Origin of the sequence: Stappia indica, assembly GCF_020177335.1 — a bacterium.
GTDB lineage: Bacteria > Pseudomonadota > Alphaproteobacteria > Rhizobiales > Stappiaceae > Stappia > Stappia indica_B.
The window spans coordinates 16,483-26,033 of the sequence record NZ_JAIVMG010000016.1; the positions used below are offsets into that span (position 1 = coordinate 16,483).

At 65.7% G+C, this 9,551-nt stretch carries 9 protein-coding genes and 1 tRNA gene; 8 read left to right on the top strand and 2 right to left on the bottom strand.

The annotated features are described in order from the left end of the window. The first annotated feature begins 12 nt into the window (after nucleotides 1-12). Entirely contained in the window at nucleotides 13-1,326 is a 1,314-nt protein-coding gene (locus tag LC062_RS18515) for a replication-associated recombination protein A (protein ID WP_224912498.1), read from the top strand. An 80-nt stretch (nucleotides 1,327-1,406) separates the two neighbouring features. Further along, complete coding sequence (locus LC062_RS18520) at nucleotides 1,407-3,872, top strand: patatin-like protein (protein WP_224912499.1); 2,466 nt, start codon at nucleotides 1,407-1,409, stop codon at nucleotides 3,870-3,872. 50 nt (nucleotides 3,873-3,922) lie between these two features. Here the strand turns inward: LC062_RS18520 and folB are convergent, their stop codons facing one another. Beyond that, a complete protein-coding gene (gene folB / locus LC062_RS18525; RefSeq protein WP_224912500.1) occupies nucleotides 3,923-4,285 on the bottom strand; it encodes a dihydroneopterin aldolase in 363 nt (120 codons plus the stop codon). A 227-nt stretch (nucleotides 4,286-4,512) separates the two neighbouring features. Next, complete coding sequence (gene lipB, locus LC062_RS18530; protein ID WP_224912501.1) at nucleotides 4,513-5,226, bottom strand: lipoyl(octanoyl) transferase LipB; 714 nt, start codon at nucleotides 5,224-5,226, stop codon at nucleotides 4,513-4,515. Between the two features lie 137 nt (nucleotides 5,227-5,363). Between lipB and LC062_RS18535 the strand changes: the two genes are divergently transcribed. The 6 genes from LC062_RS18535 to LC062_RS18560 all read left to right on the top strand — a co-directional run bounded on the left by LC062_RS18535 (nucleotide 5,364) and on the right by LC062_RS18560 (nucleotide 9,551). Then, nucleotides 5,364-5,630, top strand: a complete 267-nt coding sequence (locus LC062_RS18535) for a FliM/FliN family flagellar motor switch protein (RefSeq protein WP_224912502.1) — start codon at nucleotides 5,364-5,366, stop codon at nucleotides 5,628-5,630. A 132-nt stretch (nucleotides 5,631-5,762) separates the two neighbouring features. Beyond that, a tRNA-Leu gene (locus LC062_RS18540) sits at nucleotides 5,763-5,849 on the top strand. Between the two features lie 286 nt (nucleotides 5,850-6,135). Beyond that, on the top strand, nucleotides 6,136-7,554 hold the full coding sequence (gene mgtE, locus LC062_RS18545; RefSeq protein ID WP_404829750.1) for a magnesium transporter: 1,419 nt from the start codon (nucleotides 6,136-6,138) through the stop codon (nucleotides 7,552-7,554). A 33-nt stretch (nucleotides 7,555-7,587) separates the two neighbouring features. Beyond that, nucleotides 7,588-8,013, top strand: coding sequence for a VOC family protein (locus tag LC062_RS18550; protein ID WP_224912504.1), 426 nt, complete (start codon nucleotides 7,588-7,590; stop codon nucleotides 8,011-8,013). Nucleotides 8,014-8,064: 51 nt separating this feature from the next. After that, on the top strand, nucleotides 8,065-8,445 hold the full coding sequence (crcB, locus tag LC062_RS18555) for a fluoride efflux transporter CrcB (protein ID WP_181758831.1): 381 nt from the start codon (nucleotides 8,065-8,067) through the stop codon (nucleotides 8,443-8,445). Nucleotides 8,446-8,540: 95 nt separating this feature from the next. Beyond that, nucleotides 8,541-9,551 (top strand): RluA family pseudouridine synthase, encoded by a 1,011-nt coding sequence (locus LC062_RS18560; protein ID WP_224912505.1) that lies wholly within the window; start codon nucleotides 8,541-8,543, stop codon nucleotides 9,549-9,551.

Genomic DNA, 9,551 nt, shown 5'->3' on the forward strand with positions numbered 1-9,551 from the left:
AACGGAACGGGAATGGTCGATCTTTTCGAAAGCGCGGGCCTGGACAAGGGCGGCGTCCGGCCGCTGGCCGACCGGTTGCGACCGGCAGCGATTGCAGACGTGGTCGGGCAGGATCACCTGCTCGGCCCGGACGGGGTGCTGGCGCGCATGCTGGAGACCCGCAGCCTCGGGTCGCTGATCTTCTGGGGGCCTCCGGGCACGGGCAAGACCACGGTCGCCCGGCTTCTGGCCGATGCCACCGATCTGCATTTCGAGCAGATTTCGGCGATCTTCACCGGGGTTGGCGACCTGCGGAAGGTGTTCGAGGCGGCGCGGGCGCGGCGGATCGGCGGCCGGGGCACTGTGCTGTTCGTCGATGAGATCCACCGTTTCAACCGGGCGCAGCAGGATGGCTTCCTGCCGGTGATGGAGGACGGCACGGTCACGCTGGTCGGTGCGACCACGGAAAACCCCAGCTTCGAGCTCAATGCGGCGCTGCTCTCGCGGGCCCATGTGCTGACGTTCCATTCGCTCGACGATGAGGCCGTGGCGCGGCTGCTGACGCGGGCGGAAGAGGCGGAGGGGCGGGCGCTGCCGCTCGACGAGACCGCCCGGGCGAGCCTGGTGCGCATGGCCGATGGCGATGGCCGCTCGGCGCTGACGCTGGCGGAGGATGTCTGGCGCGCGGCGCGTGGCGGCGAGGTCTTCGATGCGGAGCGACTGCAGGCGATGATCCAACGGCGCGCTCCGGTCTACGACAAGTCGCGGGACGGGCACTACAATCTGATCTCGGCGCTGCACAAGTCGATCCGGGGATCGGATCCCAATGCGGCGCTCTACTGGTTCTGCCGGATGCTGGACGGGGGCGAGGATCCGTTGTTCCTGGCCCGCCGGCTGATCCGCATGGCGGTGGAGGACATCGGCCTTGCCGATCCGCAGGCATTGGTCCAGGCCAATGCGGCACGCGATGCCTATCAGATGCTCGGTTCGCCGGAGGGGGAGCTGGCGCTGGCGCAATCGGTGGTCTATCTGGCGACCGCGCCGAAATCGAACGGGGTCTATACCGCCTACAAGGCCGCCCTGCGTTCGGCCAAGCAGAATGGCTCACTGCCGCCGCCCAAGCATATCCTCAACGCGCCGACCAAGCTGATGAAGACCGAAGGCTACGGCGCAGGCTACGCCTACGACCATGATGCGCCGGACGCGTTTTCCGGGCAGGATTATTTTCCGCAATCCCTTGGCCGGGAGGTCTATTATGATCCTCCCGACCGAGGGTTTGAACGGGAGATCCGCAAGCGGCTCGATTACTGGGAGCGTTTGCGGCGCAGCCGACGGGGCGAAGGCTAGGTAGAGAAACGGCGCGGGCTGAGGACAACGAGGGGCCGGGCGTCTTCCGTCGGCTCCGGTAATCGCTGGAACGGGCAGGAATGTTGCAGACCGTATCGTCAGCCGCGCAGATGAAACAGGTGGAGGTGCGGCTGGCGCTGGTGCTCTACGGCGGTGTGTCGCTTGCCGTCTACATGCATGGCGTCTCGCGGGAGTTCCTGAACATCGTGCGCGCCTCCCGGCGGCTCGAACAGTCGGCCGATCTCGAGCCGGGCAGTTGCATCGAGGCTTATGCGCATGTCTTGAAACTGTTCCGGCCCGAACTCGACCTGCGGGTGGTGGTCGATGTCATTTCCGGCGCCTCGGCCGGCGGCGTGAACGGGGTGATGCTGGCGCGGGCTCTCGCCCATGACCTGTCGCTCGACCGGCACCGCGATCTGTGGCTGGAAAACGCGGATGTGACCCGGCTGGCCAATGAACCGGTCGGTCTGACACGCTATCTGAAAAGCTCGATCGCGCCGGTACTCGACCGACTGGTGTCGATGGGCCTGAAGTCCGAGCTGACCGATTCGGAAACCCGCACCAAGCTGCGCCAGTTCATGCAGGCGCGCTGGTTCACCCCCCCTTTTTCCGGGGAACGCTACGTCGGCTGGATGCTTGATGCTGCCCGGCAGATGGAGTCGGAGGACAAGGATGCGGCCGAGGCGCGGGACTGCCCGCCAACCCTCATCCCGCAAGGCCAGTCGCTCGACCTGTTCGTCACCCTCACCGATTTTCACGGCGCCCGCCGCCGCTTCGAGATCGACGACCCGCCCGAGGTGGAGGAGACAGAGCATCGGTTGATCCTGCATTTCGGCGCCACCTGCCGGGGCGGTGGCGAGTTGCAGTCGCAGTTATCCGACAGGGAAATTCCCGATCTGGTGTTCGCCGCGCGCGCCACCTCTGCTTTTCCCGGCGCCTTCCCGCCAATGACCCTGGGCGAGATGGACCGGGTGATGGCTCTGCGGGGGGCGGCCTGGGCGGGCCGTGGTGCGTTTGTCGCCCGGGCCCTGTCGGTGCCGGGGCACGCGCCGGAGAATCGCGTCTTCGTCGATGGCAGCGTTGTCATGAACAAGCCATTCCAACCGGTGCTGGACGCGATCAACGGCCGGCCAGCGGCGCGGGAGGTGGTGCGCAAGGTGATCTATGTGGACCCGCTGATCCCCGAGCCGGAAGCGGACGAAGCGGCGGTGGAGGCGGAGGAGGCGGAGACGCTGACGCAGATCGCCAATGGCGAACCGGGGTTCTTTCGGGTGATTCTCGCCTCGCTGGCGCATATTCCGCGCAATGAGCCGATCGGCGACGCGCTTGACCAGGTGCAGGACTACAATCGCGAAATCCGTCAACTGTCCGACGTCATCGCTGCGGCGGAACCGGTGGTGGAACGGGAGGTGGGGGCGATCCTGCGCCCGGTCATCGACCAGCCGATGACCATGCGAGAGCTCAGCCGCTGCCGGGTGATGGCCAATGAACGGGCGCATTCGGCGGCCGGCTATGCCTACCTCGGCTACCAGCGCCTGAAGCTTGCGAGCATTGCCGAGAGCCTCGGTGGGCTGCTGGGGCGCCTGCGCGGACCGGAGAAGCGGTCGCGCCTGTCGACGCTTGCCCTGACGCGGCGGATCAACGCTCTGCACAACAGGTTGCTCGCGGGCGCGCGGGCCAATGGCGCCCAAGGGTATTATCCGGAGCTGTCGAGCGAGCCGGTGATCTCGTTCCTGCGCGGGCTCGATGTGGACTACCGGATCCGCCGGCTTCGCTTCGTCATCAGCCGGCTCAACCGGCTCTATCGCAGCGCCTCGCCGGAGGCGGATACCGAGCCGAAGGAAATGGACGAGCTGAAAAGCACGCTCTATGAGCAGATCGACCATCTGCTGATGCGCTGGTCGCCATCTTTCTACGGGCAGGAGACCGTGGCCGCGCTGGAGCGGGTGCTGGCGAGCGAGCCGACCGATCCGGCGGCTGACGATCCGGAGCTGGAGGCGCTGCTTGCAGGCCTTGCCACGCGTATGGGGCTGGGCGACCTCGACCGGCTGGCGGACGATGTCTTTTCGGTGATGGCCTACAACTACCTGCCGCCGCGCCTGCGCATGTCGCTGGTCAGCGCCTATATCGGCTTTGCCTATTACGACCTGGTGACCCTGCCGGTGTCGCAACGGCAGGACGTCACGGAAATCAACGAAATCCGCGTTGACCGGATCAGCCCGAACGATGCGCATATCCTGCGTCCGCACGGGGTGCGGCTGAAGGGCCGCAACCTGAATGCCTTTGGCGCGTTCTTCAATCGCCGCTGGCGCGAGCACGATTACCTGTGGGGGCGGCTTGGCGCGGCCGACCGGCTGATCACCATGACCCTGCGGGCGGCGCGGGGCATGTCCGCTCCCGATCCTGAGGCGGTGCGCAAGGCCCGGCGCAAGCTGCTTCTGGCGATCCTGCGGGAGGAAGAGCCTCATCTCCTCGCCGATCCGGAGCTGGTGCCGGACCTGATCCAGGAGGTGGAAGCCGCGCTCGACACGGTGGAACCGGAGTAGCACCCGGCGCCCCGCTGGCTTCCGCCAGGAGGAGGCGCCAGGAGAAGGCGTCAGGCGCGGTCGCGCGTCAACTCGACGCTGACCTTGCCGGCGGCGATCGGCAGCGGCGCACCCGGCTTGTAGACCCGCACGCGCACCCGCTGCACCCTGGGCGCGGCGGCGAACACGGCCTCGCAGATCGCCCCGGCGAGCCGTTCGATCAGCTTGAAGCGCGATGTGGTGACGACTTCCTCCACCGCGCGCACCAGGCTGGCATAACAGACCGTCTCGGCATAATCGTCGGAGCTGGCGGCGGCCGACAGGTCGAGCCAGCAGCTCAGGTCGATGTGAAAACGCTGGCCGAGGCGCGCCTCTTCCTCATGCAGCCCGTGAAACGCATAAAAGGCGAGGTCTTCAAGGTGGATGGCGTCCATCGCGGCGTTCCGTTTCTTCTGCGACAGGGAAGGGGCCGCCGGTCTGCCCAGCGGGCAAGGCTCCAACGGTATTCTGGCTCATAAAGCAGATCGGTGCAGGCGTTGAAACCGGAAAAAGCGGGCGGAATGGCGGCTATCCGCGCCGCGCGCGGGTAGGGCGCGGGGTGAATCCCGGCAAGGTTGTGCATGGGCCGGGTGACGGCACGCTGACGTCGGGTTGCGCTTCCTCAATCGGGCGGTGCGACCTGAACGGTTGGGCCGAACCGCTCCTCGAAGGTGCGTTTCAGCACCAGATCGACATCGGCCAGGGTCACCGGCAGGCCGAGATCGACCAGGCTGGTCACCCCATGCTGGGTCACGCCGCAGGGCACGATCCCGGAAAAATGCTCAAGGTCCGGCTCGACGTTGAGCGACATGCCGTGAAAGCTCACCCATTTGCGCATGCGAATGCCGATGGCGGCGATCTTGTCTTCCCGGTCAATCCCCTTGTCGGGACGGCGCACCCAGACGCCGACCCGGTCCTCGCGCCGCTCGCCGCGCACATGATGCTCCCACAGGGCGCCGATCAGCCAGTCTTCGAGACTGGCGACAAAGGCGCGCACGTCCGGCCGGCGTCGCTTCAGATCGAGCATGACATAGACGACCCGCTGCCCGGGACCATGATAGGTGTACTGGCCACCGCGCCCCGCCTTGAACACGGGGAACCGGTCCGGGGTGAGAAGGTCTTCGATCCGGGCGCTGGTGCCGGCGGTGTAAAGCGGGGGATGTTCCAGCAGCCAGACGAGTTCGGCGGCCCGGCCCTCCGAAATCGCCGCGACGCGCTCTTCCATCTTTTGCAGCGCCACGTCATAGGCGACGGGCTGGTCACTGACGGCCCATTCCACGGGCGGAGCACCGGCATCGGCCTGAAACGCGAGGGGAAGATCCGCGCGGTCTGTCATTTTGCAAATCCGTTAGCGCTTTGTTAACCATGCGCCGGCGATGCTTTTCGCAGGATCCGGCGCGGTGTGCCTTGGCGCCCGTATAGACCGGAACGTGGCAGCTTGCCATCTTCTTAACGCCGACCTTGGGTGGATGCATGGGTGTTTTCGACAATATCGCCGTCGATATTTCGGTGGTTCTCGGCACGGCCGAAATGCCGATCCATCAGCTTCTGCGCATGGGGCGCGGCGCGGTCATCGAACTGACCTCGCGCGAGGACGATGACGTCAAGATCCTGGCCAACAACATTCCGATTGCCCGCGGGCAGGTGGTGCTGCAGGGCGAGCGGGTCGGTGTGTCGGTGACGGAAATCCTGATCCGCCCGCCCGAGGCCCGGCCCGTGCGGCACGATGGGCCGGTGTGATCCGGCAAATCTCTCCTCGATGAACAGAATTCTCCGTTGCCTGTGTATATCTCGATGCAAATCGCTTGCGCCGCAAAAACCGATTTGCTAGACGATGGCACCGCCGCGCTGAAGGGCGCGGAGACACGATATGCGGTCGTGGCGGAATTGGTAGACGCGCAGCGTTGAGGTCGCTGTGGGGTAAAACCCGTGGAAGTTCGAGTCTTCTCGACCGCACCATATCGAACAAGAAGCCTGGCTCTGCCGGGCTTTTTTGTTGCCTGCAGCCTGCTCCGGCCGATGTGGAGACGGAGCGAAGCGAATGAGATTTCCGTTGTCCGCAAGGTGACGCGGCGCTAGATCTCATGCAGTGTCGTCGTTGCGGCCCAAGGGGCCGCAAGAACATCCAACGAATTGAAGCCGATTATCTTTTCTGCGCAGAATTGGAGCATGCCGCACCCGAGGCGCTGACCTGGCGGGCTGCGGTGGTGACGGCGCGGATCGGATCGGTGTCGAGCAGGAGGGGATCGTGACCGAAGCCGAACGCATCGACAGCCCCGACACCGACGATCAGGTGCCCACCGTTCGCGACGAGGAAGGCCGCCTTTCCGGCGAATTCCTCGATCTGGTCGAAACGGCGATTGCCAATACCGATGCCCCCCAGCTGAAGGAACTGGTCGGCGATCTGCACGAGGCGGATGTCGGCGATCTGATCGAGACCCTCGATGCGGATGAGCGCGGGCCGTTCGTCCAGTTGCTCGGTGAGGACTTCGATTTCGCCGCCCTGACCGAGCTGGACGAGTCGGTTCGCCTGAAGCTCCTTGAGGAACTTCCCGCCGAAACGCTGGCCGAGGGTATCGGCGAGCTGGAGTCCGATGACGCGGTCTACATCCTTGAGGATCTGGACGCGGAGAATCAGGCGGCGATTCTCGAACAGCTCCCTTATTCCGACCGGGTTCAGCTGCAGCGCTCGCTCGACTATCCGGAGGAATCCGCCGGCCGGTTGATGCAGACCGACTTCATCGCGGTGCCCCCGTTCTGGAGCGTCGGCCAGACCATCGACTACATGCGCGAGGCAGAGGAGCTGCCCGACACCTTCCACGAGATCTTCGTCGTGGATCCGGGGTTCCGGTTGCTGGGCTCGGTGCCGCTCGACAAGATCTTGCGCACGAAGCGCGCGACCAAGATCTCCGAGATCATGGACGAGGACGCCCAGCCGTTCGAGGCGACGGAAGACCGGGAGGAGGTCGCCCGCAGCTTCGAGCGCTATAACATGGTGTCCGCCGCGGTGGTCGACGATGCCGGGCGGCTCGTGGGCATGCTGATGGTCGATGACATCGTCGACGTCATCCAGGAGGAGGCGGAGGAGGACCTGCGTGCGCTCGCCGGTCTGGGCGATGAGGAAATCTCCGACGATTTCATCGTGACCGCCCGCTCCCGGTTTACCTGGCTGGTGGTCAATCTGGGCACCGCCATTCTCGCCTCGCTGGTGATTTCCCTGTTCGAGGGCACGATCGAGGCGATGGTGGCGCTTGCGGTGCTGATGCCGATCGTTGCCTCGATGGGCGGCAATGCCGGCACCCAGACCATGACGGTGGCCGTGCGAGCGCTGGCGACCCAGGAGCTGGACGCGCGCAATCTGTGGCGGGTGCTGCGCCGTGAGGTGCTGGTCTCGCTGCTCAACGGCTTCGGTCTGGCGGTGCTGATCGGCATCGCTTCGGCGATGTGGTTCTCGAACACGGCGCTGGGTGCGGTGATCGGCGTGGCCATCGTCATCAACATGATTTTCGCCGGCCTGTCCGGCCTGATGATTCCCGTGGTGCTGGAGAAGGTGAAGGTCGATCCGGCGATTGCCTCCAGCGTCTTCGTGACGACGGTGACCGATGTGATCGGCTTTTTCGCGTTCCTGGGGATCGCCGCCCTGTGGTTCAATCTGCCACTATAGGGCAGGCATTGGTCCAGCTTGGCGGAGACGATCATGACATCAGCGCCCCCCATTGGCGGCATTCTGGAAACCGCTGTCTATGTGGACGATCTCGAGCGCGCCCATGCGTTCTACGCCGGCACCCTGGGGCTGGAACGGATGGTCGCGGGCGAGCGGCTTTTCGCCTATCGGGCGGCGCCGGCGGAGACTTTGCTGGTATTCCTGCGCGGAGCGACGGCGGAGGATGTGGCGACGCCGGGCGGGATGGTGCCGGGGCATCACAGCGCCGGACCAAGTCACTTCGCCTTCAAGATCGCGGCGGCGGATGTGGCGCGCTGGCGGGCTTACTTGCGCGCCAAAGAGGTGGCGATCATCAGCGAGGTGCGATGGCCGGCAGGCGGCACCAGCCTCTATTTCCGCGATCCCGATGGCAATGTGCTGGAGTTGGCCTGCCCCGGGCTCTGGCCGAATTTCACCTGAACCGCGCCGGGCCGAATTGCGGGACGGGACAGCGCCCTTTATGAAGGACGCATGAGCCATCTTCTCATTGTCGCCCTTGGCGGCGGGGCGGGCGCCGCCCTTCGTCATCTTGTCAATCTCGCCTCGCTGCGCTGGATCGGCCCCGGGGTGCCGGCGGGCACGCTGACGGTCAATATTCTCGGGTCCTTCCTGATGGGCGCGCTGATCGGCTGGCTGGCCGCGAGAATCAGTGGCGGGTCGGAATTGCGGCTGTTGCTGGCGACCGGGTTTCTCGGCGGCTTCACCACCTTTTCGGCCTTTTCGCTGGAGGTGGTGCTGATGTGGGAGCGGGGGCAGGCGCTGCATGCACTGCTTTATGTGCTGGTGTCCGTGCTGGCCTCCGTGCTGGCGCTGGTCGCCGGTCTGTGGCTGACGCGCAGCGCCTTCGCCTGATTGCATGCGGGAGGGTATCCTGGCGCGCTTGCTCTTGCGGCCAAGCGGGACTAGGTAGTCAGCGCGCGCGGCGCCTCCACTCACTGGGAAAGCGAATGTCCGGAATAGAACAGATAACGGTGACCGCCGACGAGGCGGGGATGCGCCTTGACCGGTGGTTCAAGTCCCACTTCCCGGGGCTCGGCTTCGGCCATCTGCAAAAGCTCTTGCGCACCGGGCAGGTGCGGGTCGACGGCAAGCGGGTGGACGCGGCAACGCGCATCGCCACCGGCCAGGTGGTGCGAATCCCGCCGATGCAGACCGACGCCCGGGTTTCCGCCCCCGACACGGCGAATGCCCGGCCGCGCCCGCGCAAGCTGAACGACAGCGACCGGCAGGCGGTCGAGGCGATGGTGCTGTACGAGGACCGCGAGGTGATGGTGCTCAACAAGCCGGCCGGTCTCGCTGTGCAAGGGGGCTCGGGGCTGACCCGCCATCTCGACGGCATGCTGGAAGCGTTTCGCGATGCCAAGGGGGAAAAGCCCCGGCTGGTGCACCGGCTCGACCGGGAAACCTCCGGCATTCTGCTTCTGGCCAAGACGCGCAAGGCGGCGCAGAGCCTGACCAAGTCGTTCCGCGCTCGCCAGACCCGCAAGATCTACTGGGCAATGGTCGCCGGCGTGCCGAAGCCGCGCCAGGGGCGGATCTCCACCTATCTGGCCCGGGACGAGGAAAACGAGCGGATGCGCGTTGCCCGCCACGGCGAGGAGGATGCGCAGCATTCCGTCTCGCTCTATTCGGTGGTGGAAAACGCCGGGCCGAAGGTCTCCTGGGTGTCGCTGCGGCCGATCACCGGGCGGACCCATCAGTTGCGCGCCCATATGGCGCATATCGGTCACCCGATCCTGGGCGACCCGAGGTATTTCAACATCGAGAACTGGGAAGCGCCGGGCGGGGTGCAGAACAAGCTGCACCTGCATGCCCGCCGCATCGTCATCCCGCATCCGTCCGGCCGGGGCTCGCTGGATGTGTCGGCGCCGTTGCCGGCGCATATGCAGCAGACCTGGAACCTGCTCGGATTCGATGCCGCCCAGTATGACCCCGAGACCAACGATCCGGAGGATTGA

What these genes read in the sequence shown, in the direction of transcription:
- LC062_RS18515 (WP_224912498.1), top strand. Translation starts at nt 13, where the DNA reads ATGGTCGATCTTTTCGAAAGCGCGGGCCTGGACAAGGGCGGCGTCCGG.
- LC062_RS18520 (WP_224912499.1), top strand. Translation starts at nt 1,407, where the DNA reads ATGTTGCAGACCGTATCGTCAGCCGCGCAGATGAAACAGGTGGAGGTG.
- folB (WP_224912500.1), bottom strand. Translation starts at nt 4,285, where the DNA reads ATGGACGCCATCCACCTTGAAGACCTCGCCTTTTATGCGTTTCACGGG.
- lipB (WP_224912501.1), bottom strand. Translation starts at nt 5,226, where the DNA reads ATGACAGACCGCGCGGATCTTCCCCTCGCGTTTCAGGCCGATGCCGGT.
- LC062_RS18535 (WP_224912502.1), top strand. Translation starts at nt 5,364, where the DNA reads ATGGGTGTTTTCGACAATATCGCCGTCGATATTTCGGTGGTTCTCGGC.
- LC062_RS18550 (WP_224912504.1), top strand. Translation starts at nt 7,588, where the DNA reads ATGACATCAGCGCCCCCCATTGGCGGCATTCTGGAAACCGCTGTCTAT.
- crcB (WP_181758831.1), top strand. Translation starts at nt 8,065, where the DNA reads ATGAGCCATCTTCTCATTGTCGCCCTTGGCGGCGGGGCGGGCGCCGCC.
- LC062_RS18560 (WP_224912505.1), top strand. Translation starts at nt 8,541, where the DNA reads ATGTCCGGAATAGAACAGATAACGGTGACCGCCGACGAGGCGGGGATG.